The 26,482-nt window shown below is 73.8% G+C and carries 25 protein-coding genes; 10 read left to right on the top strand and 15 right to left on the bottom strand.

What is annotated here, in order from left to right:
• Positions 1-2: 2 nt before the first annotated feature.
• Positions 3-707 (bottom strand): hypothetical protein, encoded by a 705-nt coding sequence (locus HGA03_RS04565; RefSeq protein WP_168629056.1) that lies wholly within the window; start codon positions 705-707, stop codon positions 3-5.
• A 114-nt stretch (positions 708-821) separates the two neighbouring features.
• Between HGA03_RS04565 and HGA03_RS04560 the strand changes: the two genes are divergently transcribed.
• Both HGA03_RS04560 and HGA03_RS04555 read left to right on the top strand, forming a co-directional pair.
• The gene (locus HGA03_RS04560; protein ID WP_168629055.1) at positions 822-1,406 is read left to right on the top strand and encodes a TetR/AcrR family transcriptional regulator; all 585 of its coding nucleotides are present in this window, start codon (positions 822-824) and stop codon (positions 1,404-1,406) included.
• Positions 1,407-1,456: 50 nt separating this feature from the next.
• Positions 1,457-1,918 (top strand): ATP-binding protein, encoded by a 462-nt coding sequence (locus HGA03_RS04555; RefSeq protein ID WP_168629054.1) that lies wholly within the window; start codon positions 1,457-1,459, stop codon positions 1,916-1,918.
• Between the two features lies 1 nt (position 1,919).
• Here HGA03_RS04555 and HGA03_RS04550 read toward each other — a convergent pair whose 3' ends face one another.
• A complete protein-coding gene (locus HGA03_RS04550) occupies positions 1,920-2,567 on the bottom strand; it encodes a TetR/AcrR family transcriptional regulator (protein WP_168629053.1) in 648 nt (215 codons plus the stop codon).
• Between the two features lie 162 nt (positions 2,568-2,729).
• Between HGA03_RS04550 and HGA03_RS04545 the strand changes: the two genes are divergently transcribed.
• On the top strand, positions 2,730-4,022 hold the full coding sequence (locus tag HGA03_RS04545) for an MFS transporter (protein ID WP_168629052.1): 1,293 nt from the start codon (positions 2,730-2,732) through the stop codon (positions 4,020-4,022).
• A 60-nt stretch (positions 4,023-4,082) separates the two neighbouring features.
• Here the strand turns inward: HGA03_RS04545 and HGA03_RS04540 are convergent, their stop codons facing one another.
• Both HGA03_RS04540 and HGA03_RS04535 read right to left on the bottom strand, forming a co-directional pair.
• Positions 4,083-6,122 carry a beta-galactosidase gene (locus tag HGA03_RS04540; RefSeq protein ID WP_168629051.1) on the bottom strand — a complete coding sequence of 680 codons (2,040 nt, stop codon included), beginning with the start codon at positions 6,120-6,122 and terminating at the stop codon, positions 4,083-4,085.
• 66 nt (positions 6,123-6,188) lie between these two features.
• Positions 6,189-6,938 carry an EI24 domain-containing protein gene (locus HGA03_RS04535; protein ID WP_168629050.1) on the bottom strand — a complete coding sequence of 250 codons (750 nt, stop codon included), beginning with the start codon at positions 6,936-6,938 and terminating at the stop codon, positions 6,189-6,191.
• 39 nt (positions 6,939-6,977) lie between these two features.
• Between HGA03_RS04535 and HGA03_RS04530 the strand changes: the two genes are divergently transcribed.
• Positions 6,978-7,469 (top strand): DinB family protein, encoded by a 492-nt coding sequence (locus tag HGA03_RS04530; protein WP_168629049.1) that lies wholly within the window; start codon positions 6,978-6,980, stop codon positions 7,467-7,469.
• On the opposite strand, the gene HGA03_RS04525 is transcribed toward HGA03_RS04530, so the two are convergent.
• Positions 7,456-8,079 (bottom strand): GNAT family N-acetyltransferase, encoded by a 624-nt coding sequence (locus HGA03_RS04525; RefSeq protein ID WP_168629048.1) that lies wholly within the window; start codon positions 8,077-8,079, stop codon positions 7,456-7,458. The genes HGA03_RS04530 and HGA03_RS04525 overlap by 14 nt on opposite strands.
• 59 nt (positions 8,080-8,138) lie before the next feature.
• Here HGA03_RS04525 and HGA03_RS04520 point away from each other — a divergent pair, with 59 nt between their 5' ends.
• The 6 genes from HGA03_RS04520 to HGA03_RS04495 all read left to right on the top strand — a co-directional run bounded on the left by HGA03_RS04520 (position 8,139) and on the right by HGA03_RS04495 (position 14,627).
• Positions 8,139-8,498 (top strand): ArsR/SmtB family transcription factor, encoded by a 360-nt coding sequence (locus HGA03_RS04520; protein ID WP_168629486.1) that lies wholly within the window; start codon positions 8,139-8,141, stop codon positions 8,496-8,498.
• Positions 8,495-9,400 (top strand): cation diffusion facilitator family transporter, encoded by a 906-nt coding sequence (locus tag HGA03_RS04515; RefSeq protein ID WP_168629047.1) that lies wholly within the window; start codon positions 8,495-8,497, stop codon positions 9,398-9,400. Before HGA03_RS04520 ends, HGA03_RS04515 begins: the two co-directional genes overlap by 4 nt.
• 57 nt (positions 9,401-9,457) lie before the next feature.
• Positions 9,458-10,174 (top strand): alpha/beta fold hydrolase, encoded by a 717-nt coding sequence (locus HGA03_RS04510; RefSeq protein ID WP_168629046.1) that lies wholly within the window; start codon positions 9,458-9,460, stop codon positions 10,172-10,174.
• Positions 10,175-10,245: 71 nt separating this feature from the next.
• Complete coding sequence (locus tag HGA03_RS04505) at positions 10,246-12,972, top strand: Ig-like domain-containing protein (protein ID WP_168629045.1); 2,727 nt, start codon at positions 10,246-10,248, stop codon at positions 12,970-12,972.
• An 88-nt stretch (positions 12,973-13,060) separates the two neighbouring features.
• Positions 13,061-14,158, top strand: a complete 1,098-nt coding sequence (locus HGA03_RS04500) for a carboxylate-amine ligase (protein ID WP_239073447.1) — start codon at positions 13,061-13,063, stop codon at positions 14,156-14,158.
• A gap of 124 nt (positions 14,159-14,282) precedes the next feature.
• On the top strand, positions 14,283-14,627 hold the full coding sequence (locus HGA03_RS04495; RefSeq protein ID WP_168629044.1) for an RNA polymerase-binding protein RbpA: 345 nt from the start codon (positions 14,283-14,285) through the stop codon (positions 14,625-14,627).
• Between the two features lie 91 nt (positions 14,628-14,718).
• Here HGA03_RS04495 and HGA03_RS04490 read toward each other — a convergent pair whose 3' ends face one another.
• From HGA03_RS04490 to HGA03_RS04445, 10 genes are all read right to left on the bottom strand, one after another.
• Positions 14,719-15,459 carry a polyprenol monophosphomannose synthase gene (locus HGA03_RS04490; RefSeq protein WP_168629043.1) on the bottom strand — a complete coding sequence of 247 codons (741 nt, stop codon included), beginning with the start codon at positions 15,457-15,459 and terminating at the stop codon, positions 14,719-14,721.
• 32 nt (positions 15,460-15,491) lie between these two features.
• Entirely contained in the window at positions 15,492-17,060 is a 1,569-nt protein-coding gene (gene lnt, locus HGA03_RS04485; protein ID WP_168629042.1) for an apolipoprotein N-acyltransferase, read from the bottom strand.
• 381 nt (positions 17,061-17,441) lie between these two features.
• Complete coding sequence (locus tag HGA03_RS04480; RefSeq protein ID WP_168629041.1) at positions 17,442-19,127, bottom strand: amidohydrolase; 1,686 nt, start codon at positions 19,125-19,127, stop codon at positions 17,442-17,444.
• A gap of 23 nt (positions 19,128-19,150) precedes the next feature.
• Positions 19,151-21,979, bottom strand: a complete 2,829-nt coding sequence (locus HGA03_RS04475) for a DEAD/DEAH box helicase (RefSeq protein WP_168629040.1) — start codon at positions 21,977-21,979, stop codon at positions 19,151-19,153.
• A gap of 36 nt (positions 21,980-22,015) precedes the next feature.
• Positions 22,016-22,927, bottom strand: coding sequence for a diacylglycerol/lipid kinase family protein (locus HGA03_RS04470; protein ID WP_168629039.1), 912 nt, complete (start codon positions 22,925-22,927; stop codon positions 22,016-22,018).
• Positions 22,924-23,700 carry a twin-arginine translocase subunit TatC gene (gene tatC / locus HGA03_RS04465; RefSeq protein ID WP_168629038.1) on the bottom strand — a complete coding sequence of 259 codons (777 nt, stop codon included), beginning with the start codon at positions 23,698-23,700 and terminating at the stop codon, positions 22,924-22,926. Before tatC ends, HGA03_RS04470 begins: the two co-directional genes overlap by 4 nt.
• A gap of 45 nt (positions 23,701-23,745) precedes the next feature.
• On the bottom strand, positions 23,746-24,033 hold the full coding sequence (gene tatA / locus HGA03_RS04460) for a Sec-independent protein translocase subunit TatA (RefSeq protein WP_168629037.1): 288 nt from the start codon (positions 24,031-24,033) through the stop codon (positions 23,746-23,748).
• Between the two features lie 109 nt (positions 24,034-24,142).
• Entirely contained in the window at positions 24,143-24,478 is a 336-nt protein-coding gene (locus HGA03_RS04455; protein ID WP_168629036.1) for a hypothetical protein, read from the bottom strand.
• The gene (locus tag HGA03_RS04450) at positions 24,475-25,470 is read right to left on the bottom strand and encodes a helix-turn-helix transcriptional regulator (RefSeq protein WP_168629035.1); all 996 of its coding nucleotides are present in this window, start codon (positions 25,468-25,470) and stop codon (positions 24,475-24,477) included. Before HGA03_RS04450 ends, HGA03_RS04455 begins: the two co-directional genes overlap by 4 nt.
• On the bottom strand, positions 25,463-26,455 hold the full coding sequence (locus HGA03_RS04445; RefSeq protein WP_168629034.1) for a helix-turn-helix transcriptional regulator: 993 nt from the start codon (positions 26,453-26,455) through the stop codon (positions 25,463-25,465). Before HGA03_RS04445 ends, HGA03_RS04450 begins: the two co-directional genes overlap by 8 nt.
• Positions 26,456-26,482 lie beyond the last annotated feature (27 nt).

Below are 26,482 nucleotides of genomic sequence, written 5' to 3'. Positions count from 1 at the left end.
GCTCAGCCCACCAGCGCGCGCAGCTCCGCCAGCACCTCCGCGGCCGGCTCCCCGTTCCCGGCACCCAGCATCCAGCCGTCCATCGCCAGCGCGGCCACCCGCCGCCCGCCGGTCACCTCGCCGTGGCCCGGCAGCGCCGCCGGGGACATCTTCCGTGCGGCCTGGGCGGCCGGCCCGGGCACCTCGACCCCGGACAGCAGCAGGGTGCGCAGCAGCGCGGCGGCCCGCCGGTCGTCGGTGAGCACGTCCAGCAGCGAGACGACGGTGGCCCGGCAGGGGGTCAGGTACAGCGGCGACAGGTCGTCGAAGCCGTCGCTCATCACCCGGTCGAGCACGTCCTCGACCAGCTCCTGCGCCGAGCCGTACATGCTGTCCAGCCACTCCGGGTCGCGGTCGGCGAGCCGGGCGACCCGGTCCAGGGTGACGCTGCGGGTCCCGCCGGTCCGGGCCAGGGTGAGCACGGCGTCGACCAGGGGCTCCTCGTCCCGCAGCGGGAACCGCTCCCAGCGGTCGGAGAAGGTGCCCAGCCGGGTGGCCGGCACCGGGACGCCCGCGTAGTCGGCGATCGCCCGCAGCGACAGCTCCCACCAGCCCGGGGTGTCGGGGTACACCCCCGCCAGCCAGCCGAGCGCGCAGCCGTCCAACGCCAGGCAGGCGACCGTGGCGCGCGGGTCGGCGCCGATCACTGGAGCCACCGGTTGCGTCATGACATCCTCCCGCTCGGACTGCTGAACCGACCAGATGGTCCGCAGCCTAGGCGACGACGGTCGAACGGACCATTCGGTCGGTTACCCTCGCAGCAACCCAGCCCGGGAGGCCACGTGTCCGACACCCGCACCCGCCGCGATCCGGTGCGCACCCGCCGCGCCCTGCTCAAGGCCGCCGCCACCGCCGTGGCCGCCCACGGCGCCGGGGTCAGCGTGGACGTGATCGCCCGGTCGGCCGGGGTGTCCAAGAGCGGACTGCTGCACCACTTCGGGTCCAAGGAGCAGTTGTTCGCCGCCCTGGCCCAGGATGCCTTCGACCAGTTCGCCGCCGAGGTCGAGGCGGCCACCGACCCGGCCGACCTGGCGCCGGGACGACTGATGCGCGGCTACCTGCGGGCCACCTTCGCCCAGGCCGCCGACCCGGACGCGGCCGACTACTGGGCGGTGATGGCCCAGCTCGCCGTGGTGCCCGCGGTGGCCCAGGCGGCGCGCGACGACTTCCGGTTCTGGGAGGACCGGCTGACCGCGGACGGCTTCGACCCCGCGGTGGCCCAGCTGGTGCTGCTCGCCGCGGGCGGACTGGAACTCGGCGAGGCGGTCGGCTGGGTGCCCGGTGACGATCGCGGGGCACTGCGGGACCGGCTGATCCGGCTCACCCACGCCGCGGACACCCTGCGAGACGTGCTGTCCACCACGTGACCCGCGTGCGGAGATGCGAGGACGGCCCCGCCATCGAACACTGGGGCCCCATGACCGAGATCAGCACCGACGACACCGACAAGGGCCTGCGGACCGCCCGGCCGCCCGCGCGCTTCGCCCCGATCCGGGAGTGGGTGCTGGACCACGCCGGCCACCTGAGCACGGTGCGCCGCGAACTGCTCGCCGCGGTGACCGCCGAGGATGCCGGCCCGCAGTCGAAGCTGGACGGCATCCCGGAGCGGATGATCCTGGTCGCCTCCGAGCTGGCCACCAACGCACTGGTGCACGGACTGCCGCCGACCCGGATCACCCTGTCGACCGACGGCACCGACTACCTGCTGGACGTCGCGGATCACGACGTCGACACCCCGCCCGCCCTGGCGACCTCGCCGCGGGAACCGGGCGCCGGCGGGTTCGGGCTGCAGATCGCCCGGCGACTGTCCCAGGAGGTCGCCTGGTACACCGAGGGCGATGCCAAGCACGTCTGGGCGATCTTCCCCGCCCAGCGCTGAGTCAGCGGTAGTCGTCCCAGACCGGCGAGGGGAACAGCACCCGCTCGGCCTTGCTCCACTCGGTGGGCAGATCGATCGCTGGGCTGCGGAACATCCGTAGCTGCAGGCCGTCCATGGTGGCGATGGTCAGCTCGACCAGCTCGCGCATCGCCGGCCAGCCGCCGATCTCCGGCGGGATCCGCCACCGGGTCGCGGAGTAGAGCTGCCACACCGCGTCCGGCCGGGCGTCGAAGTAGGCGTGTGCCGGGTGCTCCGGGCTCATCGACTCGGCGCCGAGCACCATGTACAGCCGGATGAGCTGCGGATCGCGGGCGTTGTTGGCCACCAGGTAGCGGCAGTACGCCGGGAAGGAGGCACCGTCCGGATGGGTGGCGGCCGCGTCGCCGGTGGCGATGAAGTCCTCCGGGTCGAATCGGCGGTCGTAGCCCTGCTCGATCAGGAGCTGGAGCAGCCCCTCCTTGGTGTGCACGTAGTGCAGCAGGCCGGCCTGGGTGATGCCGACCTCGGTGGCGACCTCCTGCAGCGACAGTCCCCAGAACCCCTGCCGGCTGACCAGGCGGGTGCTGGCCTCGATGATCTGGGCCAGCCGCTCCTCGCGGCTCAACCGCACGCGGCGGGGCCGTCCGGGGGTCTGCGGGGTGCTGGTCACCGGGGAACCGTACCGCCCGGCCGGGATTGACATCCGCCGGGCCGCGGTTCTAGGTTCGCGCTATCTACCGACCACTCGGTAGGTAGCGGCGGTGTGTGCGGGGGCGCACCACCCGACGACTCACCGTGGAGCGTCCGTCTCCCACGACCAACGAAGGTTGCCATGGACATCCAAGCCGTACCGCCGGCCGAACAGACCCGCCCGGCCGATCTACTCGCACCGGACACCCGTCAGCCCTTCACCCGCGCCCGCACCCTGCGGTTCGGTGCCGGGTTCTTCGTCTTCGGACTGGCCTGGATCATCGGCCTGCAGATCATCGCCGCCGTGCTGCTCCCCCAGCGCCTGCGGGACATCGGCGTGGCGGACCCGGTCGCGCTGCTGGGCACGATCAGCGCGGTCACCGCCGTGGTGTCCCTGGTGTCGAACCTGGTGTTCGGGAACCTGTCCGACCGCACCCGCAGCCGGTTCGGCCGCCGGGCGCCGTGGATCCTGGCCGGCGGCATCCTGGCCGGGGTCACGCTGTTCGCGATCGGGGTGCTGACCAACGCCACCCTGATCACGCTGGTGTACTGCCTGTGCATGGTCGGGCTGAACATGATGCTCGCCCCCGCGGTGGCGGTGCTGGCCGACCGGGTGCCGATGAAGCTGCGCGGCACGATGTCCGCGTTCTACGGCGGTGGCCTGGCCGCCGGCGCCCCGCTCGGCTCGCTGATCGGCTCCGCGTTCCTGGTGAACTCGTTCCCCGGCTTCGTGCTCGCCGGTGCGCTGATGGCCGGGTCCGCGGTGATCGCGCTGCTGGTCTGGCCGCGCGAGCGCTCCGCCGCGGACCTGCCGCCGGCCGCCGGTGGCCTGACCGAGCTGCTCAAGTCCTTCCGGCCGCCGCGCAAGGCCCCCGACTTCTGGTGGGCGTTCGCCGGCCGGCTGTTCATGCTGGTGTCGTACCAGATGGTGATGGCGTACCAGCTCTACATCGTCCAGGACCACGTCGGCCAGACCGTCGCCGAGTCCGCCCGGACCATCGCCACCATGTCGGTGATCCTGCTGGTGGTCTCCCTGATCGGCTCGGTGGTCTCCGGCCCGGTCTCCGACCTGATCGGCCGCCGCAAGCTGCCGGTGGTGGTGTCCTCGGTGCTGTTCGCGGTCGGGATCGCGATGCCGTGGGTCTACCCGACCCCGATGGGCATGTTCCTGTTCGCCGGGATCGCCGGCTTCGGCTACGGCGTCTACACCTCGGTGGACCAGGCGCTGAACGTCGACGTGCTGCCGAGCGAGGAGGAGGCCGGCAAGGACCTGGGCATCCTCAACCTGTCCACCACCGCCGGCCAGACCATCGGTCCGCTGATCACCTCGGCCGTGGTGGTCGCCACCGGCGGCTACTCGCTGGTCTTCCCGGTCTCGATCGTCGCCGCGCTGCTCGGCGCGTTCTTCATCACCCGGATCACGTCGGTCAAGTAACCCCGCACGCAGAACGGCCCGGCCCCCACACGGGGACCGGGCCGTTCCGGCGTTCCGGGGTCAGTCCCCCTCGATCACCACCAGGTCCCAGGCGCCGATCGTCAGCTCGTCGCCGACGGCCACCGGGGCGTCCTGCGCCAGCACCGACCGGCCCGGCACCGGGCTGACCAGGGTCACCGGGGCCGCCGAGTAGTTGAGCAGGTAGGTCACCGGGTTCCCGGCGGCGTTCCGGCCCCGGCGGACGGTGACCGTCCCGGCCAGCTCCTGTGCCCAGTCGCCGATCCCGGCCTCCCGCACCGCCAGCGCGAGCACCGCCTGCACCAGCTCCGGGGAGGTCATCGTGCCCAGGTGCAGCGCCGTCCCCGATCCGGCCCGGTGCCGGGTGATCGCGGCGTAGTCCCGGTAAGCATCGTGGTCGTAGCACGCCAGCACCTCGGCACCCTCCGGCACCAGCAGCTCCATGAAGTGCCGGGCGTCGGCCGCCGGCACCGCACCGGCCAGATCGCCGTGCAGGGTCAGGCCGACGTCCCGCGGCCGGGTGAACTGGTCGTAGCTCAGCCCGAGGGTCTCGACCAGGCCGTGCGGGGCGCGGTCGTGCCAGACCTCGACGTGCTCATCGGCGACCACGCTGCGGAAGGTGGTGACCAGGTGTCCCCCACCGGCGACGTAGTCGCGCAGCGCGTTCACGGTGGACTGCGGCGCGCTGTAAAGCACCGGCGCGACCAGCAGGTCGTAGCGCCCGAGGTCGGCGTCGTCGGCGGCCACGAAGTCCACCTCGACGTTCAGGTCGAACAGCGCGTCGTAGACCCAGCGCAGCACGTCGTTGTAGCCGATCGAGCTGCCGAACACCCCGTCGATGAACCCGGTCTCGATGCTGAACCACTGCAACGCGGTCAGTGCCTCGTTGCTCACCATGATCGCCGCCCGGTTCTGCTTGCGCAGGTGCCCGAACCGCTCGCCCAGCGCGGCCAGCTCCCGGCCGAACACCCCCGCCTCCCGGTAGGTCGGGTTCGGCCCCAGGTCGTGCGAGAGCAGCCCCTTCCAGTAGGTCTCGAAGGAGTGGTGCAGCGAGTGCCAGTGCCAGTACATGACGCCGTCCGCGCCGCTGGCCAGGTGGCTGTACGCCTGCAACCGGAGCTGGCCCGGGTAGGGCAGCCAGCCGATCTGGCCCTGCGCCTGGGTCTCCAGCACCAGGTAGTTGGCCCCGCCCTTGATCGAGCGGGTCATGTCGCCGCCGAAGGCGATCTCCTTGCCGGTCAGCTCCGACTGGGTCGGGTGGTAGATGTCCACCCCGGCCAGGTCCACCGTGCGGGCGGCCTTGAAGTGGTCCACCGCCGGCTGCAACCCGTAGGACCAGCCCGGCGTCCAGTCGAAGTCGAAGTTCTGGGTGACCCACTGGTCCGCGCGGGCGTACTCCCGCACGATCCCGGCCTGCCAGCCCAGGAACTCCTCGACCAGCCCGCGGCGGAACCGGTCGAAGGCCGCCCCGAGCGATCCGTTGATCGTGCCGCGGATGTCCGGCACGTCCTCCCAGGCGTCGATCCGGTTGGACCAGTAGTCCAGTCCGAACGCCCGGTTCAGCGCGGCCAGGTCGTCGCCGAACTCCTGGCGCAGGTGCTTGACGAACGCGCGCTGCACCCCGCGGCCGGCGGTGTCGTGGTACTTGGTCTCGTTGTCGATCTGGAAGCCGATCACGCCCCGGCGGTGCGCGGTGTGCGCCATCAGCTCCCGGATCACCCGCTCGGCGTGGAACAGGTAGGCCGGGTGCGTGATGTCCATGATCTGCCGGGCGCCGTACCGGCCCTCGCCGTGCCGGGTGGTGGCCAGCACATCCGGGTAGGAGGCGGTCAGCCAGGACGGCACGGCATAGGTCGGGGTGCCGACGATCACCGCGATGTCCGCCGCCTCGAAGGCGTCCAGCGCGCGGTCGACATGCGTGAAGTCGAACACCCCCGGCTGGGGCTCCAGCGTGCTCCAGGTCGACTCGGCGATCCGTACCACGTTGATCCCGGCGTCCTGCATCATCCGGACGTCGGTCTCGATCCGGTCGGTGGGCATGTACTCGTCGTAGTACGCCGCACCGAACAGCAGCCTGTCCATCGTTCACCCTTCATCGCGCGATCCGGCCACATCGCCGGGTCTGGTTGCGAGAAGTCTACCTAGTGGTTAGTAGGTAGAGTCCAGGACCCGGCCACTGCCGACCATGGACTGCGCCAGCAGCGTCGAGCCGACCACCGCCGCCGGCATGGTCGCCACCGCCCCGCCGGGGATCAGGAAGCAGAGCTGGGTCGCCACCCCGAAGCCCAGCGCCCGGCCCCGGTGCGCCCGCAACAACCGGGTCCGCTCCGCCCGGCCGATCCCCCGGGCCATCAGCGCCCGGGCACTGAGTTCGGTGGCCAGCAGCCAGCCGGTGAGCAGCAGGCCGGACAGCCAGCCCAGCGGGGTGCCGACCAGCGGGATCAGGCCGAGCAAACCGGAGACCACCGCCGCCAGCACCCCGCGGGCGATCAGCGCCACCCCGTCCACCGCGCCGCGCCAGAACCCGGTGGATCCCTCGGGCACGGTGCCGGTGGTGTCCCGCTCGGTCACCCGCCAGATCCGGTCGTAGCAGGGTTCCCCGATCGCCAGGGTCAGCCCGGTGAAGGTGACCACGATCAGCACCAGGGCCGCGGCGAGCACCACCGCCTGGGCGGCCAGCTCGGCGGCGCGTTCCCAGCCCGGGCTCCAGCCGTCCGCGAACGGGGTCAGCCAGTCGCCGACCGCGCCCAGGTGCAGCACCAGCGCGATCATCCCGGCCAGCATCGCCAGTCCCACCACCGCTGCGGGCAGCAGGCCCAGCGCCATCAGCCCCGGGCGCCGCCGCCACCAGCCCCACCCGCGGCCGAGCAGCCGGGCGCCGTCCAGGATCTCGCTCATGGCGCACCAGTGTCACACCCCGCGCCTACCGTGCGCGGCATGACCGAACGACCGGACACCCACATCCACGGTGAGGAGCGCGCCCTGCTGGACGTCTTCCTCGACTACCAGCGGGCCACGGTGGTGCTGAAGGCGGAAGGACTGTCCGACCAGGATGCCGCCCGGCGCCTGCTGCCCTCGGCGACCACGGTGACCGGGATGCTCCGGCACCTGGCGGACGTCGAGCGCAGCTGGGTGACCGAGGCCTTCGCCGGCCTGCCCTACGACCGGCAGTACGGCAGCGACCAGGACCCGGACGGCGAGTGGCGGGTCACGGCGCAGGACTCGCTGGCCGAGGCGATCGCCGACTACCGGGCCGCCTGCGCCGAGAGCCGGGCGGTGCTGGCCGGCCACGACCTGGACGAGCAGTGCGCCGCCGGTCCGCCCGCGCAACTGCGCTGGGTGCTGCTGCACCTGATCGAGGAGACGTCGCGGCACGCCGGGCAGCTCGACGTGATCCGCGAGCTGCTGGACGGCGTCACCGGCGAGTGAGCCCGGCCGGGTCGCGCCACATCGACTCCGGCGGCACCCCGTCGCCGGGCAACCCGCCGATCGGCCCTCGCGCCGTGAAGCCCAGCCGCTCGTACAACCGGCGCGAGCCCGGGCTGGTCGCCTCCAGGTAGGCCGCCGCACCCGCTTGGTCCGCCGCCGCCAGCCGGTGGCCCAGCAGCGCCGAACCGACCCCTTCTCCCCGGGCCCGGCCGGAGACCACCACGTCGGACAGGTACCAGTGCGGGTCGGCCGGACGGGCGGCGGCGAACGCCCGCTCCATCCGCGCCCAGGCCCGGCTCCCGGCTGATCCGAGCGCACGCCACACCCGCCACGCCAGCCGGGGCGAGGCCCGGTGTTCGGGGGCGCCGGGGGCGTGCCAGACCGCGACGCCGACGATCTCGCCGTCCGCCCGCCGCGCCAGGTCGATCACCCGGCCGTCCTCGGGGGCGTGCAGCCACACCCGGTAGAACCGGGCCAGTCGTGCCCGCCGCCGGTCCGGGTCGCCCGGCAGCACCGCCCCGATCAGCGGGTCCGCGGCGAAGCCCTCGGCCAGCAGGTCGGCGGCGGCGTCCAGATCGGCGGCGCGGGACGGGGCGGTCACGGTGAGCACCCGGCCAGCGTACGAGGCTTCCCCCGGCGACCCGGGCGCCCTATCATCGTCGGGTGGCGATGATATCGACGATCAACGAAGAACCGGAGCCGAGCGACACCAGCCTGGCCGCACCGGTGGCCGCAGTGTTCCGGGCCCTGGGCGAACCCGCCCGGCTCAGCATCCTGCGCCACCTGTTCACCGGCGAGCACTCGGTCCGGGAACTGACCGACCACCTCGGCCTGGCGCAGAGCACCGTCTCCGCGCACCTGGCCTGTCTGCGGGACTGCGGACTGGTCCGACCGCGCACCGTCGGCCGCTCCTCGCGCTACTCGGTCGCCGACCCGGCCCGGCTCGCGGCGCTGCTGGCCGGGGCCGATGAGCTGGTGCACGGCCCCGGCGCCGACGCCGCCAGCTGCCCACACCTGGAGGCCCGATGAGTCACGACCACGGGATCCCGGACGACCGCCGCCGCCTGACGATCGCCTTCGGCCTGACCGCCACCATCCTGGTCGCCCAGGCGGTCGGGGCCTGGCTCACCGGCTCGCTCGCCCTGCTGGTCGACACCGCGCACATGCTCACCGACACCGCCGGACTGGCGATGGCACTGTTCGCCGCGCACCTGGTCCGCCGACCCGCCACCGCCCGCCGCACCTGGGGACTGCGCCGGGCCGAGGTGCTGGCCGCCCTCGCCCAGGCCGCCGTGCTCCTGGTGGTCGGCGTCTACGTGCTGATCGAGGCCGTGCGCCGGTTCGCCCACCCACCGGAGATCCCGTCCACCGAGCTGGTGATCTTCGGCGTGATCGGCCTGCTGGCCAACATCGCCTCCCTCGCGGTGCTGGCCGGACGGCGCTCGGCCTCCTTCAATCTGCGCGCCGCGTTCCTGGAGGTGCTCAACGACGCCCTGGGCTCGGTCGGGGTGATCGTCGCCGCCCTGGTGATCGCCACCACCGGCTGGCAGCAGGCCGATGCGGTCGCCGGTCTGCTGATCGGCATCCTGATCGTCCCGCGGGCCGCCAAGCTGCTGCGCGAGACCGGCTCGGTCCTGCTGGAGTCCACCCCACCCGGCCTGGACCTGGACGCCGTCCGCACCCACCTCGAGGGCATCGACCACGTCCGCGGCGTGCACGACCTGCACGCCTCGCTGATCGCCACGGGGCTGCCGGTGATCAGCGCGCACGTGGTGGTCGACGACAGTTGCTTCACCGACGGGCACACCGCCCGGATCCTGGACCAGCTCCAGGAGTGCGTGGCCGAGCACTTCGAGGTGTCGGTGGCGCACTCCACCTTCCAGATCGAGCCGGTCGGGCACCGCGGGCACGAGCACGCCGACCATGCCTGAACCCGGACGCACCGCTCCCCCGCGCCGATGTCCGCCCCCCGTCCTACTGTGACGTCCATGACAGCCGCACCGATCATCCTGGTCCCGGGATTCTGGCTCGGCGCCTGGGCGTGGGACGAGGTCGCCGGGCACCTGCGGGCCGACGGACACCGGGTCCGCGCGGTGACCCTGCCCGGCCTGGAGCCGGACCATCCGGACCGGTCGGCGGTGACCCTGGCCGATCATGTCGACGCGGTGGTCGCGGCGATCGAGGACGCCGGGGAACCGGTGGTGCTGGCGGTGCACTCCGGTGCCGGGGTGCCGGGTTATGCGGCGACCGACCGGCGGCCGGACCTGGTGGCGCACGCGGTCTACGTCGATTCCGGTCCCGGCACCGGGCCGCTGAACCCGGACCTGGCCGGGACCGAGCTGCCGTTGCCGTCCTGGGCGGACCTGGAGGAGGACGGCAACAGCCTGGAGGGCCTGAGCCCGGAGCAGCTGGACCGGTTCCGGGAGCGGGCGGTGCCCGAGCCCGGCGGCCCGGTGCGCGAGGGCCCGGTGCTGACCGGCGCCGCCCGGCTGGACGTGCCGAGCACGGTGTTGTGCACCTCGCTGACCAGCGAGCAGATCCGGGGGGCGATCGCGGAGGGCTGGGCCTGGATCGGCGGGCTGGCCGAGCTCCGGGACGTCCGCTACGTGGATCTGCCGACCGGGCACTGGCCGATGTGGTCGCGGCCGGCCGAGGTCGCCGCGCTGCTCGGCCGGATCGCCGAGGAGTCCGCCCGGGTCGCCTGATTCGCCCGAATCTGGTTGGGTCGACGTGACACCCCCGAACTCCGGGCGGTGTCCAGCGACCGAGGGGACCCATGCACCTGCACCGCCCAGCCCGACCGGCGGCGGTGGCCGCCCTCGGCGCCCTGATTCTGACCAGCACCGCCCTGGGCACCGGGATCCCCGCAGCCCAGGCCACCCCGGCGGACGACTGCACCGCCCCGGATGTGACGCTGACCGCCGCGGCGACCGGCAACTCCGCGATCAGCGTCCAGCCCGGCCAGGTGGTGGCCCTCACCGGCGGCACCTTCGCCGGCGGGATCGACCAACTGCCGGCCGGGGGCACCCTGTGCGTGACCGCCGGGACCACCCTGGACCCGGCCTACCTGAACAACGCGCAGGGCGCGATCGCCGTGGCCGCCGGCGGCACCCTGGACGCCCCGAATCAGGTGGTGGCGGCCGGCTTCGAGTTGGACAACGCCGGGACCGCGACCTTCGCCGGGCTGGGGATCAACGGCAACGCCACCCTGAACAACCGCAGCGGCGCCACGCTGACGATCCGTTCCGGCTTCGCCCCGGCTGCGGGCACCGTGATCAACGCCGGCACGATGGTGGTGCAGGGCGACGCGACCCTCAACGACCAGGTCGCCCTCACCAATGAGAACGAGCTGCACGTGCAGGGCTCACTGACCGCGAACGGCCATCTGGGCAACAGTGGCCTGCTCCGGGTCGACCGGGACATCGTCCTGAACGGTTCCGGCACCCTGTCCAACACCTGCGGCATCCAGGCCGGTGGCGATCTGCGGAACGACGCGACCGGATCGAGCAACACCGGGCTGCTGCTGGTCGGCGGCACCTTCAGCAACAACGGTTCGTGGTCCCAGCCGCACGCCGGGACGCTCAGCGCCGCCGGCCTGATCGACGACGGCACCCTGACCGGGTTCGGCAGCTACCGCTTCACCGGCGGCACGTCGGTCCAGGGCACCTTCGCCGGGGACTCCGCCGCCGATCCGATCGTGGTCGACACCGGCCAGGACCCCCCGTTCCCGGGGCAGACCGGCCAGATCGCCAACGTGGTCGCCGGAACCGTCGACCCGGGCACGATCGAGGACCACCCATCGCCGGGTTGCGCGGCCCCGGTCGACCGGACGAGTGCCGACATCCGGGTCACCAAGACCGGGCCGGCGCAGGTGCTGACCGGCGCCAGCGTCACGTACACCCTGACGGTCGAGAACGAGGGCCCGGACCTGGCGACCGGCGTGGTGCTCACCGACACGCTGCCCGCGGAGCTGACCGACGTCACCGTCTCGGACGCCGGCACGGTCTCCGGCGGCGTCGCCACCTGGGCGATCGGCGACCTGGCCGCCGGTGCCGGCGTCACCCGCACGGTCACCGGCACCGCCCCGGCCGCCGTCGCCACCCTGACCGACACCGCGTCGGCCACGTCGACCAGTCCCGACCCGGCGCCGTCGAACAACGACGGCAGCACCGCCGCCCAGCAGGTGGTCACCGAGGTCGTCACCACCGACCCGGGGCAGCTGCCCGGGCCCACCGCCGCGAACGTCGACCGCCAGACCCTCGCCGGAGTCCCGGTGCTCGGCGTCGGTGCGGGCAACTCGCCGGACGGGCTGCGCCTGACCTACGAGCGCCTGAGCGACCCCACCCACGGCGGTGCCCGGATGAGCGGTGCCGGAGCCTTCGGGTACCTCCCGGACAGCGGCTTCGCCGGGATCGACTCCTTCACCTACCGGGTGTGCGACAGCCAGACCCCGGCGCAGTGCTCGGCCCCGGCCACCATCACGATCACCGTGCTCCCCCGGGCGCTGAACGACGAGGCCACCACCCGCCGCTCGCACCCGGTGACGGTCCCGGTGTCCGCCAACGACACCACCGGGGCCCAGCTGACCCGGATCGTCTCCTGGCCGCACCACGGCGGGGTGACCGGCCTCGACCCGGCCGAGGGCACGCTGACCTACGACCCGGGCGGCTACCTGGGTGACGACGAGCTGGTGTACGAGACCTGCTCGGTCACCGATCCGGGCGTCTGCGCCCAGGCCACCGTGGTGCTGCACGTGATCCCGGACAACGACCCGCCGGTCACCGACCTGACCGTGCTGACCACCACGGTCGACACCGCGGTGTCGGGTGCCCTGGAGGTCAGCGACCCCAACGGTGACGCGGTCGCCGTGGGCGAGGTCTTCGGCCCGGTGTACGGCAGCGAGTCCACCGCGCAGCTCAGCACGACGTACCAGCCGCGACCGGGCTTCGCCGGGGTGGACCTGTACGCCTACACCGCCTGCGACGACGGCTACCCGCAGCTGTGCTCCACCGGACTGGTCCGGGGCCTGGTCGACCCGGTCGCCACCGACGACACCGCGAGCACCGCCGCGGGCAGCCCGGTGCCGGTCGATGTCCGGGCGAACGACCTGGGTGAGGTGGACCCGCCCGCGCTGGTCGCCGACCCCGCGCACGGCACCGCGACCTGGGACGGCAGCCGGTTCGTCTACTCCCCGGCCGACGGGTTCTCCGGCACCGACAGCTTCCGGTACCGGATCTGTGCCGCCGACGGCTCCGGGCTGTGCGCGGACGCCACGGTCACGGTCACGGTCGCCGACCCCGGTGGCACGCCGGGTGAGCCGGGGACCCCGGGCGACCCGGGCGACCCGGGCACAGCCGGCACGGGACCGGGCGCCGGCAGCACCGGCGGTGGACCGGCGCTGGCGATCACCGGCGCCGCGGTCGGCGGCGGGCTGCTGCTCGGCCTCGGGCTGCTGGCGCTGGGCGCCGGACTGCACCGGGCGGGCCGCCGCCGCTCCGCCTGACCGGGCCGCGGCGACCGGTCCGTGTGGGTCCGGTCACGCCGGGCCGTCTGCGCAGGACAACCGCCCGCGCCCACCCCAGAATTCTCGGGTGCGCACCATCGGAGTGGAAGAAGAGTTCCTGATCGTCGGCCCGGACGGGGCGCCGAGGGCGGTCGCGGCGGCGGTGCTGCAGCATGCCTCCGCCGAGCTGCCGCAGGACGACGGCACCCCCGGTGGGTCGCTGGAGAAGGAGTTCGCCCAGGAGCAGGTGGAGACCAGCACCCGCCCGTGCGACGACCTGGACGCGCTGCTCGCCGAGGTGCGGGCCGGACGGGCCCGGGCGGACGCCTCCGCCCAGCACACCGGCAACCACATTGTGGCGCTGGCCACCTCCCCGCACGCCACCGACCCGACCGTGGTGGTGGACGCCCGCGCCCGCCGGATCATGAACCTGTTCGCCCGGACCGCCCGGGACCAGCTCACCTCCGGCTGCCACGTGCACGTCTCGGTGGACGACGACGCCGAGGGGGTGCGGGTGGTCGACCACCTGCGCCGGTGGAACCCGGTGCTGCTGGCGATGTCCGCCAACAGCCCGTTCTGGCACGGCGACGACTCCGGCTACCAGTCGTTCCGGTCGCAGATCTGGGGCCGCTGGCCGACCGCCGGGCCGACCGCACCCTTCGGTGACCCGGAGACCTATCACCGCACGGTGACCGAGTTGGTCGAGTCCGGCACGATCCTGGACAGCGGGATGGTCTACTTCGACGCCCGGCTCTCCGCGCGCTACCCCACGGTCGAGGTCCGGGTCGCCGACGTCTGCCTGGACCCGGAGGACGCGGTGCTGATCGGCGCGCTGGTCCGGGCGCTGGCCGACACCGCGGTGGCCGGCGACCAGGAGCCGGACGGCACCCGGACCGAGCTGATCCGGGTGGCCGGCTGGCGGGCCGCCCGCACCGGGCTGTCCGAGGACCTGCTGTCGCCGGTGACCGGCAAGCCCGCCCCTGCCGCCGAGGTGGTCGGACAGCTGGTCGAGCACGTCACCCCGGCGCTGCGGAACAACGGCGACCTCGGGCACGTTGAGACGGCCGTCCGGCGGCTGTTCGAGCGCGGGAACGGTGCTGCCCAGCAGCGCCGGTGGCGGGACGAGGGCGCGGACGACAGCGACCTGGTCCGCCGCGCGGTCGCCGCCACCCTGTCCGCGGGGTGATCGGCCGGCACTCCGACGGGCGTTCACCGGACCTTCACGGCACAGTGGAACACAGCAGCCCGTTCGGACGTTGTCGCATCTGAGTACACGCAAGCTCTGCACGTCAAGGCACGGAGGTCCCACCATGTCGAACCGGTCCCTGCGCGGGATGCGCATCGGTTCCCACAGCATGGAGTCGGATGAGGGCGTCGACTTCGCCCCCCGGCTCCAGGCCTACTACGACTGCCCCAACGGGCACACGATCATCCTGCCGTTCTCGGTCGAGGCCGACGTCCCGGTGGTCTGGGAGTGCCGGTGCGGTGCCGAGGCACTGCTGCGCGACGCCTCCAAGCCGGAGCCGAAGGCGACCAAGCCGCCGCGCACGCACTGGGACATGCTCCTGGAGCGCCGCACCATCAAGGAGCTGGAGGACCTGCTCGACGAGCGCCTCGACCTGCTCCGCGCGGGCAAGCTGCGCCGCAGCGCCTGAGCCGGCCGGCTCACCCCGTACCTGACGTCGGACGGGCCTCTCCCCGAGCGGGAGGGGCCCGTCCGGTCGTCTGTGCCCGGGAATGTCCCGCTCAGCGCCGCACGAGCCCGCGCAGCTGCCGCCAGCGTTCCTGCGCCCCCCACACGGTCACCCGCACCAGCGCCTCGGCCACGATGCTCCGGCTCATCTTGGACCGGCCCTCGGCGCGTTCGACGAAGGTGATCGGCACCTCGGCCACCGTGCCCCCGGCCCGCAGCACCCGCCAGGCCATGTCGATCTGGAAGCAGTACCCGTGCGAGGCGACCTCGTCCAGCTCCAACCGGCGCAGCACGTCCTCCCGGTAGACCCGGAACCCGGCGGTGGCATCGCGCACCGGCAGACCCATCGCCAGCCAGGCGTAGACATTCGCCCCGCGGGACAGCAGCTGGCGGTGCAGCGGCCAGTTGACCACCCGCCCGCCGCGCACCCAGCGCGAGCCGATCACCAGCGCGGGCCGGTCGGCGGCGGTCAGCCGGGCCAGCAGCCGCGGGAGGTCCTCCGCCCGGTGCGAGCCGTCGGCGTCCATCTCGACCACGGCTGTGTACCCGCGATCCAATGCCCACCGGAAGCCGGCCACGTAGGCGGTGCCGAGTCCCTGCTTGCCGCTGCGGTGCATCACCTGGATCCGGCGGCGGCCGAGCTCCTGCTCCTCCTGCGCCGCGATCCGTTCGGCCAGCTCCCCGGTGCCGTCCGGCGACCCGTCGTCCACCACCAGGACGTCGACCGCCGGCACGTGCCGCAACAGCGCGTCCAGCGTCCGCGGCAGGCTGTCCCGCTCGTCGTAGGTCGGCATCACCACGAGCTGACGCCCGTCGCCCGCACCGCTCACTGTGCCCCCTCCGGCCGGTCGTCCCGGCGGACCCGCGCGGCGCCGGCCATCCCGGCACCGGTCATCACGACCCCCAAGCCTGCCAGCACCCAGCCGGGCCACGATCCCATCCGGGTGGCGAGGGTGAGTGTCTGGCGCAGCGGCAGCGTCGCCACCAACTGGTCGGCAGTGAACAGCTCCGTGGACTCCGACACCGTCCCGTTCGGGGCGATCACCGCGCTGACGCCCACCGTCGACACCTGCACCGTGGCCCGCCCGTGCTCGACCGCCCGGAACCGGGACATCGCGAGCTGCTGGGTGCTCTCCGCGGACCAACCGAAGGAGGCGTTATTGGTCTGCACCACCAGGAACTCCGCCCCCTCGGCGACCGACTCGCGCACCAGCGCGTCGTAGGCCACCTCGAAGCAGATCACGTCGCCGATCGTCACGGTGCGGCCCAGCCGCTCGGAGTCCAGCTCCAGCACGCCGGGTTCGGTGCCGGGCAGCATGTCGCGGGTGACCAGGTCCACCGCCGAGGAGAACGGCCGCACCAGCTCGCGGATCGGGATGTACTCGGCGAACGGCGCCGGGTGCTGCTTGGAGTAGCGGTCCACCGGACCGACACCGGGCTCCCAGAGCAGCGCGGTGTTGTACCGCCCGTCGCTGTCCTCCGGGTACTCCACGGTGCCGACCAGGATCGGCGCTCCGGCGGCCTGGGCGGCAGCGTCGATGTCGGCCCAGACCTGGGGGTCGGCCTGCGGGTCGATGTCGGTGCCGTTCTCCGGCCACAGCACCAGGTCCACTCCCCCGGAACCGACCCGGTCGGTGACCGCCTGGGTGCCCGCCAGGTGGTTGTCCAGCACCTCGCGCCGCTGGTCGAAGGCGTCCAGCCCGGGGTGGGAGACGTTGCCCTGGATCGCGGACACCCGCAGCGAGCCGTCCTCGGACTGGGTGGGCATCGGCACGATCATGCCGACCAGCACCACCGCCACCGCCGCGCCCAGCCGGGTCAGCACCGCACCCAGGGCGAACCCGCGGGCCGCCGACCAGGTCAGGGCCAGCAGGGCTCCGGCTGCGGCGACCAGCAGGGACACCAGCGGCGCCCCGCCGATCCGGGCCAGCGCCAGCAGCGGGGAGTCCGCCTGGGAGAAGGCGAGCCGTCCCCAGGGGAAGCCGCCGAACGGTGCCGCCGAGCGCAGCTCCTCGACCGCGACCCAGAGCACCGCGAACACCACGACCTGCAACCACGCGTTGCGCCAGACCGCCTCACCGCGCCGGGCCCAGGACCACGCCGCGCCGAACAGGGCGATGAACCCGGCCTGGGCGAGGGACAGTGCGATCCACGGCACCAGGCCGACGGCGTCGTTCGCCCAGGTGATCAACGGCAGGAAGAACGCGGTCCCCCAGATCAGGCCGACCAGGGCGTTCCACCGGGCACTGTCCCGGCGCATCGCCCAGAACAGCAGGCCGATGCCGGGGGCGGCGGCGAACCACCAGCCGAGGTCCGGGAAAGACGTCCAGGTCAGGCCCCCGCCGAGCGCCGCCAGGATCGCGCTCCACCAGCGGGAGGGATCACGTGGCTGCACGCCGTCGATGCTACGGCACCGGGCTGAGCGGGATTTGCCTGACCGACCGGCCCGCGTGTCCTTCGTACCGCGCGGCGCCGCGGAGGCGTTGCACGTTTTCTACTGAACACGCGGGCCCGGTCGGGGCCAGAAGGGTGATCGGGTTCTCCCCCCGGCGGAGCACTGCTGCTCCGCGACCACTGCCGAGACGCTACTAGCTGCACAGGTGATGTCAAGACGAGCATTCCGGCCGGTGGAGGGCGTTCCGCCTGGTCACCGGGCTGCGATCGGCGCCCGTTCTGTCGTGATTGCCGACCGGGGTGCGGCGTGTCGATCGGTGTGTCGCGGGTGTCGTCCCGGTGAGCGCGGGGTGAACGACACGCCGGTGAACTCGTATCCCCGTCACCCCAGCGTGTCGTGGATGACCACGCCGGAACGCACCGTCCGGCGGCAGACCGGGGCGGGCACGCCGCCGGAAAGCTCGGGCAGCACCGGGTCCGGGGCGGGACGGCCGGCCCGGACCCAGGTCGGCCGCGGTTCATCCCGGTGTGCCCAGGCCGCGTCGTCGACGTCCCAGACCGCCAGGTGCGCGGGCGCGCCGACCCGCAGCTCACCGGCCAGCGGGTCCACCGACTCCGCGGGCACCCCCGGCACCCCCGGGCGGCGCGGACCGCCGCGGCCGGCCCGCCAGCCACCCCGGGTGTGCGCGGTCAGCGCGTCCCGGGTGGACAGCCGCTGCTCCGGGGTGTGGTGCCCGATCGCGGCCCGGATCGCACCCCAGGGGTCCACCGGGGTGACCGGGCTGTCCGACCCGAGCGCCAGCGGCACCCCGGCGTCGCGCAGATCGGCCAGCGGGGTCATGTTCGCCGCCCGCCCGGCGCCCAGCCGCGCCGCGTACATCCCGTCCGGCCCACCCCAGGCCGCGTCGAAGGCCGGCTGCACCGAGGCGGTCAGGCCCAGCACCACGGTGGCGGCCAGCGCCGGGGCGTCCAGCAGCTCGGCGTGCTCGATCCGGTGCCCGGCGGCCCGGATCGCGTCCAGGCCCTCGACATCGGTGGCCGCCCGCACGCCGAGCAGCAGCTCCGCCACCGCCCGGTCGCCGATCGCGTGCAGCGCCGCCTGGGCACCGGCCCGGGTGACGGCGGCGATGTGGTTGCTGATCTGCTCGGCGGACAGTTCCAGGTCCCCGGCCGGGAACGGCCAGCCGTCCGGAGCGTCCAGGTAGGGCCGGTGCAGCGCGGCGGTCCGGGACCCGACCGAGCCGTCGACGCACAGGTCGCCGCCGATCCCGGTCAGCCCCGGGATGTCGGTCAGCAGCTCACGGGCGTCGTCGGCCGTCACACACAGTTCGCCGCGGAAGCCCAGCACCAACGGCAGCCCGGGGTCGGCCGCCAGGGCCAGCAGCGACCGCAGCCCGTCCCGGGTGTCGGTGAACGGGGCGGAGTGCTCGTGCAGCGCCACCACGCCCCGCGCGGCCGCTGCGGTCAGTGCCGCACGGTGCAGCCGGTCCCGCCGGGCCGGGGTCACCTCGGTCAGGGCGTCCTGGGCGGCCTGGAACGCGGCACCGGTGACCAGTCCGTCCTCGGACCAGCCGGGCAGCCCCGCCAGGCCGAGCACCTCGGCGAAGGAGGACGACACCACCCCGGAGTGCAGGTCCACCCGGGCCAGGTAGACCGGTCCGCCCTGCGCGGCCTGGTCCAGTTCGGCCCGGGTCGGCGGCCGACCCTCCGGCCAGCGCTGCTCGTCCCAGCCGGCACCGGTCAGCGGCGCACCCTCGGCGGCCAATCGCCGGCCCGCCGCACCGCCGGCGGCCGACCGGACCCGGTCCAGCACCTCGGCCAGGCTCGCGGCCGCGGACAGGTCGAGCCCGTCCGCGTGCAGCGCGGTGGCCAGGACGTGCGCGTGCGCATCGACGAAGCCCGCGGTGACCAGCGCACCGTCCAGCTCGACCACCGCATCGGGCGTGAGGCCGTCCGCCTGGTCGGCGGCACCGATCCAGGCGATCCGGTCGCCGTCCACCAGCAGTGCCGTCGCGCCGGGAACCTCCGGGGAGTCGATCACGCCGCCGCGGTACAGGGTGCTGCTCACGAGCGGTCAGCCTACGTGCCCGATCAGGTCCCGGCGTCGGCGATCACACCACGACGGACCGCCGGGATCGCCTTGCGGGCCACGGCGCGCAATTGCGGGTCCGGCGCGGCCTTCGCCACCTGGTCCAGCACGTCGACCACCTGCTTGCACCACCGGACGAAGTCGCCGGCGGCCAGGTCCGATCCGCGCAGCACGGCATCCAGCCCGCGGCCGGCCGCCCAGCGGTGCACCGCGGTGACGATGCCGAGGTCCAGCGGCTGGGTCGAGGACAGCCGGTGACCCTGTTCCAGGTCGTCCAGCTCGGACCAGATCCGCACCGTGGCGTCCAGGGCGGTGCCGAGCTTGCCGTGCGGGCCACCGGGGATCGCCGGATCGGTGTCCCGGTCGTCCCGGCGCGCGGAGTACACCACCGCGGACACCACCGCGGCCAGGCCGGGCACGTCCAGGCCGGCCCAGGCGCCGCGGCGCAGGCACTCGGCCAGCAGCAGGTCGTTCTCCGCGTACAGCCGGCGCAGCCACTGGCCGTCGTCGGTGATCTGCAGGTCCTCGGCCCGCTCCAGGTAGCCGAGCCGGACCAGCACATCGCAGATCCGGTCGAAGACCACCGCGATCGACCCGGTCCGGCCCTCGATCCGCCGGACCAGCGCCCGGTGCTCGCCGTCCGCCCGGTACCAGCGCTCCGCCCAGCGCGCGTGCTGCTCGCGTTCCGGGCAGCCGTGGCAGGGGTGGGCGCGCAACTCGCGGCGCAGGTCGGCGATCCGCTGGTCCTCGTCCCGGGGCTGCGGACCGCGGCGGCCACGCTTGCCCGGCGGCGGCGCCTGCACCCGGCCCGCGGCGATCTCGGCCCGCAGCTGCGCCGCCAGGTCGCGCCGGTGCGAGGCGGCCCGGGGCGCGAAGCCCTTCGGCACCCGCAGGTGCCCGACCGGGCTCAGCGCGCCGTCCAGGTCCTGGGCGCTCAGCCGGCGCAGCTCCCGCTCGGTGGTGAGCACCAGCGGCCGCGCGCCCTCGAACCCGCCCTGGCCACCGGCCTCCACCACCACGGCGTGCATCGGCCGCCGGCCACCGGGGACCGCGACCACGTCGCCGGTGCACAGCTCGGCCAGGCTGTCCGCGGCAGCGCGCCGCCGGTCGGCCGCGGCGGCCCGGTGCACCCCGCGCTCCAGGTCGGACAGTTCCCGGCGCAGCGCCGCGTACTCGGCGAAGTCGCCCAGGTGGCAGCTCATCGCCTCGGCGTAGCCGCTCAGCGCCTCGGCGTGCTGCTGCGCCTGGCGGGCCAGCCCCACCACGCCCCGGTCCGCCTGGAACTGCGCGAAGGACGTCTCCAGCACCTCGCGGGCCCGGGTGCGGCCGACCTGGGCGATCAGGTTCACCGCCATGTTGTAGGTCGGCTTGAACGCCGACTTCAGCGGGTACAGCCGCCGGGACGCCAGGCCGGCCAGCGCCATCGGGTCCAGCCCGGCGCGGCCGATCACCACCGCGTGTCCCTCGGTGTCGATCCCGCGCCGCCCGGCCCGGCCGGTGAGCTGCGTGTACTCCCCCGGTGTCAGGTCGACGTGGCCGGAGCCGTCCCACTTGACCAGCTTCTCCAGCACCACCGAGCGCGCGGGCATGTTGATCCCCAGCGCCAGCGTCTCGGTGGCGAAGACCACCTTCACCAGTCCGCGGACGAAGGCCTCCTCGACGGTCTCCTTGAACGCCGGCAGCATCCCGGCGTGGTGGGCGGCCACCCCGCGGGTCAGGGCGTCGACGAAGCCCCAGTACCCGACCACGTCCAGGTCCTCCGGGGCGATCGCGGCACACCGTTCCTCGGCGATCAGCCGGATCTCGGCCTGCTCGGCCGGGGTGGTCAGCCGCACGCCACCGGCCACGCACTGCGCCACCGCGGCGTCGCAGCCGGCCCGGCTGAAGATGAAGTCGATCACCGGCAGGAACCCGGCCTCGTCCAGCACGTCGATCATCACCGGCCGTGGCACCGGGCGCGGGCCCATCGCCTCCCCGCCACGCCGGCCGCCCGGTCCGCGGAACCCCCGGTCGCCCGGGCCGCGGCGCTTGTGCGGCGGCGGCCCGTCCGCCCGGGTGGCCCGGCGCAGCTCGTGACCGAGCTCGGGGTTGATCGGCGGGTTCTTGCCCGGCGCGGTCGGGTCCACGTGCCCGGCGTACAGGTCCAGCAACCGGTCGCGGACCATCACCTGCTGGCCGAGCGGGACCGGCCGGACCTCGGAGACCACCACCTCGGTGTCGCCGCGCACGGTGGTCAGCCAGTCGCCGAACTCCTCCGCGTTGGACACCGTGGCGGACAGCGACACCACCTGCACGTCGTCCGGCAGGTGGATGATCACCTCTTCCCACACCGGCCCGCGGAACCGGTCGGCCAGGTAGTGCACCTCGTCCATCACCACGTAGCCGAGGCCGTCCAGGGTGGGCGAGTCGGCGTAGAGCATGTTCCGCAGCACCTCGGTGGTCATCACCACCACCGGCGCCTCGCCGTTGATCGTGGTGTCGCCGGTCAGCAGCCCGACCCGGTCGGCCCCGTGCCGGCGCACCAGGTCGTGGAACTTCTGGTTGGACAGCGCCTTGATCGGGGTGGTGTAGAACGCCTTGCGGCCCTGGGCCAGCGCCAGGTGCACCGCGAACTCGCCGACCACGGTCTTGCCGGCGCCGGTGGGGGCGGCGACCAGCACCCCGGACCCGCGCTCCACCGCCTCGCAGCCCTGCACCTGGAAGTCGTCGAGCTCGAAGTCCAGCCGGCTACGGAACACGGCGAGCTCGCTGCGTTCGGCGGCGGCCCGGCGTCGTGCGGCGGCATAGCGCTCCGCCGGGGAGAGCTCGGTCTGCTGGGTATCGCGTGCCACCCGCTCAGCCTAGGTGCTGGCCCCGACAGCGCCCGTTCAGACCAGCGCCTGCACCACGCCCGGCTCGACCACGGCCTCCAGCGGCAGCGGCCCGATCCGCTCCCCGTCGGCGTGCGCGTCCGGCGGCATCCCGCCCAGGGCCGGCATCGGCTCGACCAGCAGCCGGGTGGTGCGCATCACCTGCACCTTCGGGTGGCGCAGGTGCCGCCCGGTGTACATCCCCGGGAAGATCCGGACCACCCCGGGCTTGCTGAACGGCCCGGCGACCACCACGTCCAGCAGACCGTCGTCGATCCGGGCGTCCGGGGCGACCTTGATCCCGCCGCCGATCCACGGGCCGTTCGCGGCGACCACCACGGTCCCGGCGGACTCCCAGACGCCCTCGTCGGTGGTCACCCGGTAGCCGTAGGGCCGGAAGCCGCCCAGCTCGGCCACCAGTGCCCGGACGTAGCGCGCCGAGCCCCGCGGCCAGGACATCGCATTGGCCCGGGCGTTCACCGCGGCGTCCACCCCGCAGCTCAGGGCGCCCAGGTACCACTCGCGCGCCGAGTGCCGGGTGGGCCCGACCCGCACGGCGTCGATCGGGCGCGGGCCCTCGGCCAGGCCGTGCTCGATCGCGGCGAGCTGGGCGTCCAGGCCGCGCGGCAGGTCCAGGGACCGGGCCACGTCGTTCCCGGTGCCGGCCGGCACGATCCCCAGCGGCAGTCCGGTCTCGGCCACCACCTGCGCCCCCAGGTGCACCAGGCCGTCCCCGCCGATCACGATCAGGGCGTCCAGCCCGGCGACCGCGGCGCGGCGGGCGTGGGCGGTGGCGGTCAGCAGATCGGTGGCGGACAGGTCCTCGACCCGGTGACCCCGGTCGCGCAGCGCCGCCAGCGCCCGCCGCCCGGTCCCGCTGCCCCGGCCCTTGCCCGCGACCGGGTTCACCACGACTCCCAGGTGGCTCACGCGGGTTCGGCTCCCGTGTCGGCGACGGGTTCGGCGTCCGGCTCGGTGCTCGCGCGCTTGGCCACCCGCCGGTCGTGCAGCACACAGATCCCCAGCGCGGCGAAGTACAGCCCGCAGATCGGCAGCGCCATCACGATCATCGTGATCGCGTCCGGGGTCGGCGTCATGATCGCGGCGAAGACGAAGGCCAGCAGCACCGCCCAGCGCCAGCCCTTCGCCCAGGTCCGGGCCGGCACCAGCCCGACCAGGTTGATGCACACCATGATCACCGGCAGCACGAACGCCAGCCCGAAGGCCAGCACGAACCGCATCACGAAGCTCAGGTAGGTCTGGGCGTCGATGAAGTTGGACGCCCCGCGCGGCGTGAAGTCGGTCAGCACCCGGACCGCGGTCGGCATCACGTAGGCGGCCAGCGCCGACCCGGCCAGGAACAGCGGCACCGCGGCCGCCAGGAACCCGAAGGCCGACCGGCGCTCCTTGCTGGTCAGCCCGGGCGTGATGAACGCCCACAGCTGGAACAGCCACCACGGGCTGGACACCAGCGCGCCCAGGAACAGCGACACCTTGAGCTGCATGTCGAAGGCCGTGGCCAGCCCGGCGAAGTTCACCGAGACATTGCCGCCGCGCTCGGCCGCCGCGTCCAGCAGCGGCTGCTGCAACAGCTCGAAGACCGGCTCGTAGAGGAACCACCCGGCCACCGCTCCGACCGCGATCCCCGCCGCCGCCAGGAACAGCCGCTTGCGCAGCTCCACCAGGTGTTCGCGCAGGGGCATCCTGCCGTCGGGATTGAGCCGACGTCGCTTGCGTGCCACCTCGGGTCAGGACGGGGTGTTGCTACTGCCGCCCGACGGCGGGTGGGTGGTGCTGCCGGGCTGCTGCACCGGCTGGGACGGGGCCGACTGTGCTGTCGGTGCCGACGTGGTGCCGCCGGGCTGCACCGTGGCGTCCTTGTCGTCCGTGGTCAGGTCCTTGACCTCGTTCTTGAAGATCTTCAGCGACTGGCCGACGCTCTTGGCGAGGTCCGGCAGCCGCTTGGCGCCGAACAGCAGCACGATGACGATGACCAGCACCACGATGTGCCAGGGCTTGATGGCGTTGCCGAGCATCTGCTCTTCCTGTCGCTCGAGGACGATGCTGGTGCGATCCTAACTGGCGCGACACGCGGGGGACAGCACCCGGAACGTCCGGTTTCGGCGATTGTGCACTGTGACCGGCTCAGCGGCTGAGCGCACGCCAGCGGCGCCGGGTCTCCTCGTCCCGCAGCCGCCGGGCCTCCTTGCGCTCGGCGATCCGCTCCCGGTTGGCCCGCCACTGGGCCCGGGCGGCCTCCCGGGTGGGCAGCGCCTGCGCGGCGGCCAGCGCGGCACGTTCGGCCTCCCGCGCCTCCTCGGCCAGCCGGCCGGTGGCCTCCGCGAGCTCGCCCATCACCTGCGCGGCGCGGTCCAGCTCGGCGAGCAGCGCCCGGCCCTTGCGCCACAGGTCCCGGCCCAGGAAGAACGCACCGACCATGGTCGCCAGGACCAGCACGGTCCACAGCAGCCACCAGATCATCGGGTCTCCTCCCCGTCCTCGGGCACGTCCATCGGACCGTAGGCGTCCAGCGCCGCCCGGGCCACCCCGGCCACCGCGGCGGCGACCTCCGGCGGGCGCACCGCCACCAGGTCGTCGGCCGCGCGCAACACCAGCGCCTGCAGGAACGCGGGCTGCTCCACCAGCAGATCGACCTCGAAGCTGCCGTCCGGGAGGTTGCGCACCTCCTCCACCGGCACCGTCTCGGCCACCCACCGGCCGGTGGACCGCAGGTGCAGCGTCACCCGGTCGCCGCCGGGGTCCGGGCGGAACTGCACGGTGGCGCCACGACCGGCGCCCGGATGCGGCTCGGCCGCGGTGTCCAGCACCGTCGCCGCCACGATCCGGTCCAGCCGGAACAGCCGCTCGCCGCCGGCCCGGTGGCACCAGGCCTGCAGGTAGGACCGCTCGTCGGAGGTGGTCAGCCGCAGCGGGTCGACCTCCCGCTCCCCCGCCACGTCCGAGGCGTTCACGTACCGGATCCGCAGTCGGCGGCCTCGCGCCAGCGCGTCCCGGACCGCCGCCACCACCTCCGGCCGGCCGTCCACCGCCAGCCGGACGTCCACCGCGTGCGCCGCCTCACCGGTGGCATCGGTCAGCTTGGCCAGCGCGGAGCGCAGCACCTCGGCCTGCTCCGGCTCCAGGGTGGGCGCCAGATCCGCCACCATCGCGGTCAGCGCCGCCACCAGGGTCACCGCCTCCCGGGTGCTCAGCCGCAACGGCCGGGTCATCCCCCGCGCCTCGACCAGCCGCAGCACACCCCGGTCGTAGGAGTCGGCGTCGAAGTCGATCAGGTCCTCCGGGTAGTAGCCCGGGGTCCCGCTCATCCAGAGGGTGTCCACATCGGCCATCACCTGCGCGGCACTCACCCCGAAGTGCTCGGCCACCCGGTCCACCGGCACGCCCTCGTGCCGGTCCAGGTAGCCGATCATCCCGATCAGCCGCAGCAGTCGTTCGCTCGCCCGCTCAGCCATCGTGCCGGCCCCCGTCCAGGGCCGCCGCGGTGCGCAGCAGCCGGATCACCTCGGCCCGCAGCTCCGGCGGGTCCAGCACCAGCACCGCGTCGCCGTAGGTGACGACCTCCTCGGCCAGCTCCCAGGTCGACCGGTACTGCACCGCGTACAGGTCGCGGTCCGGTGCCCGGGTGGGATCGGGCTCCAGCGCCCCGCCCCGGGCCCGCAGCACCTCGGCCCGCTCCGGGCGCAGCGCCAGGATCGCGGTGCGCAGCTGCCCGGTCTCCCAGGTGCGCAGCGCCGACTCCACCTGCTCCGGAACCGGCGGCTCGAACAACCCCGGCCCGCCGTCCGCGCGCACCTTGCCCTCGATCCGGCTCAACCGGAACGAGCGCGGCGCCGCGCGGTCGACATCCCGGCCGACCAGGATCCAGCCACCCCGGCGGGCGACCAGCCGCCACGGCTCGACCACCCGCTCGCGCACCTCACCGGTGTTCGCCGCCCGGTAGGTGAACCGCACCCGCTGCCGGTCCTGCACCGCGTCCAGCAGCGGCCGGAAGGCGTCACCGCCCGCCCGCACCGCCGGGGTCAGCCCGGAGACCAGCTCGGTGGCGCCACCGTCGTCGCCCACCGCGCGCAGCTTGGTCAGCGCCCGGCTGGTCTCGGTGCGCACCGACCGGTCCTGCCAGAACTCGGCCGCCAGCGACAGCGCCGCCAGCTCCGCGGAGGTCAGCTGCACCGGCGGCAGCGCATAGGCGTCCTGGTCGACCCGGTAGCCGACGTCGTCGCCGTGCCCCACCGCGGTCACGGTGGTCACCGGGATCCCGAGCTCGCGCAGGGTGTCCTTGTCGCGCTCGAACATCCGCTCGAAGGCGTCGTCACTGGCCGCGTCGGCGTAACCGGCCACGGTGCGGCGGATCTGCTCCTTGGTCATCCGGCCCGGGGTGTGCACCAGGGCGATGACCAGGTTGAGCAGCCGCTCGGCGGGAGGAATCTGTTCGGGCATCGGGACAACCGTAGTGGCCGGTAGCGT

The organism is Cellulomonas denverensis (genome assembly GCF_012396125.1).
GTDB classification, from domain to species: domain Bacteria; phylum Actinomycetota; class Actinomycetes; order Actinomycetales; family Cellulomonadaceae; genus Cellulomonas; species Cellulomonas denverensis.
Note: the sequence above shows the minus strand (reverse complement) of the source record. Positions and strands in the feature narration are given on the sequence as shown.

What these genes read in the sequence shown, in the direction of transcription:
- HGA03_RS04565 (WP_168629056.1), bottom strand. Translation starts at nt 707, where the DNA reads ATGACGCAACCGGTGGCTCCAGTGATCGGCGCCGACCCGCGCGCCACG.
- HGA03_RS04555 (WP_168629054.1), top strand. Translation starts at nt 1,457, where the DNA reads ATGACCGAGATCAGCACCGACGACACCGACAAGGGCCTGCGGACCGCC.
- HGA03_RS04545 (WP_168629052.1), top strand. Translation starts at nt 2,730, where the DNA reads ATGGACATCCAAGCCGTACCGCCGGCCGAACAGACCCGCCCGGCCGAT.
- HGA03_RS04540 (WP_168629051.1), bottom strand. Translation starts at nt 6,122, where the DNA reads ATGGACAGGCTGCTGTTCGGTGCGGCGTACTACGACGAGTACATGCCC.
- HGA03_RS04535 (WP_168629050.1), bottom strand. Translation starts at nt 6,938, where the DNA reads ATGAGCGAGATCCTGGACGGCGCCCGGCTGCTCGGCCGCGGGTGGGGC.
- HGA03_RS04530 (WP_168629049.1), top strand. Translation starts at nt 6,978, where the DNA reads ATGACCGAACGACCGGACACCCACATCCACGGTGAGGAGCGCGCCCTG.
- HGA03_RS04520 (WP_168629486.1), top strand. Translation starts at nt 8,139, where the DNA reads ATGATATCGACGATCAACGAAGAACCGGAGCCGAGCGACACCAGCCTG.
- HGA03_RS04515 (WP_168629047.1), top strand. Translation starts at nt 8,495, where the DNA reads ATGAGTCACGACCACGGGATCCCGGACGACCGCCGCCGCCTGACGATC.
- HGA03_RS04510 (WP_168629046.1), top strand. Translation starts at nt 9,458, where the DNA reads ATGACAGCCGCACCGATCATCCTGGTCCCGGGATTCTGGCTCGGCGCC.
- HGA03_RS04505 (WP_168629045.1), top strand. Translation starts at nt 10,246, where the DNA reads ATGCACCTGCACCGCCCAGCCCGACCGGCGGCGGTGGCCGCCCTCGGC.
- HGA03_RS04495 (WP_168629044.1), top strand. Translation starts at nt 14,283, where the DNA reads ATGTCGAACCGGTCCCTGCGCGGGATGCGCATCGGTTCCCACAGCATG.
- HGA03_RS04490 (WP_168629043.1), bottom strand. Translation starts at nt 15,459, where the DNA reads ATGCCGACCTACGACGAGCGGGACAGCCTGCCGCGGACGCTGGACGCG.
- tatC (WP_168629038.1), bottom strand. Translation starts at nt 23,700, where the DNA reads ATGCCCCTGCGCGAACACCTGGTGGAGCTGCGCAAGCGGCTGTTCCTG.
- tatA (WP_168629037.1), bottom strand. Translation starts at nt 24,033, where the DNA reads ATGCTCGGCAACGCCATCAAGCCCTGGCACATCGTGGTGCTGGTCATC.
- HGA03_RS04455 (WP_168629036.1), bottom strand. Translation starts at nt 24,478, where the DNA reads ATGATCTGGTGGCTGCTGTGGACCGTGCTGGTCCTGGCGACCATGGTC.
- HGA03_RS04450 (WP_168629035.1), bottom strand. Translation starts at nt 25,470, where the DNA reads ATGGCTGAGCGGGCGAGCGAACGACTGCTGCGGCTGATCGGGATGATC.
- HGA03_RS04445 (WP_168629034.1), bottom strand. Translation starts at nt 26,455, where the DNA reads ATGCCCGAACAGATTCCTCCCGCCGAGCGGCTGCTCAACCTGGTCATC.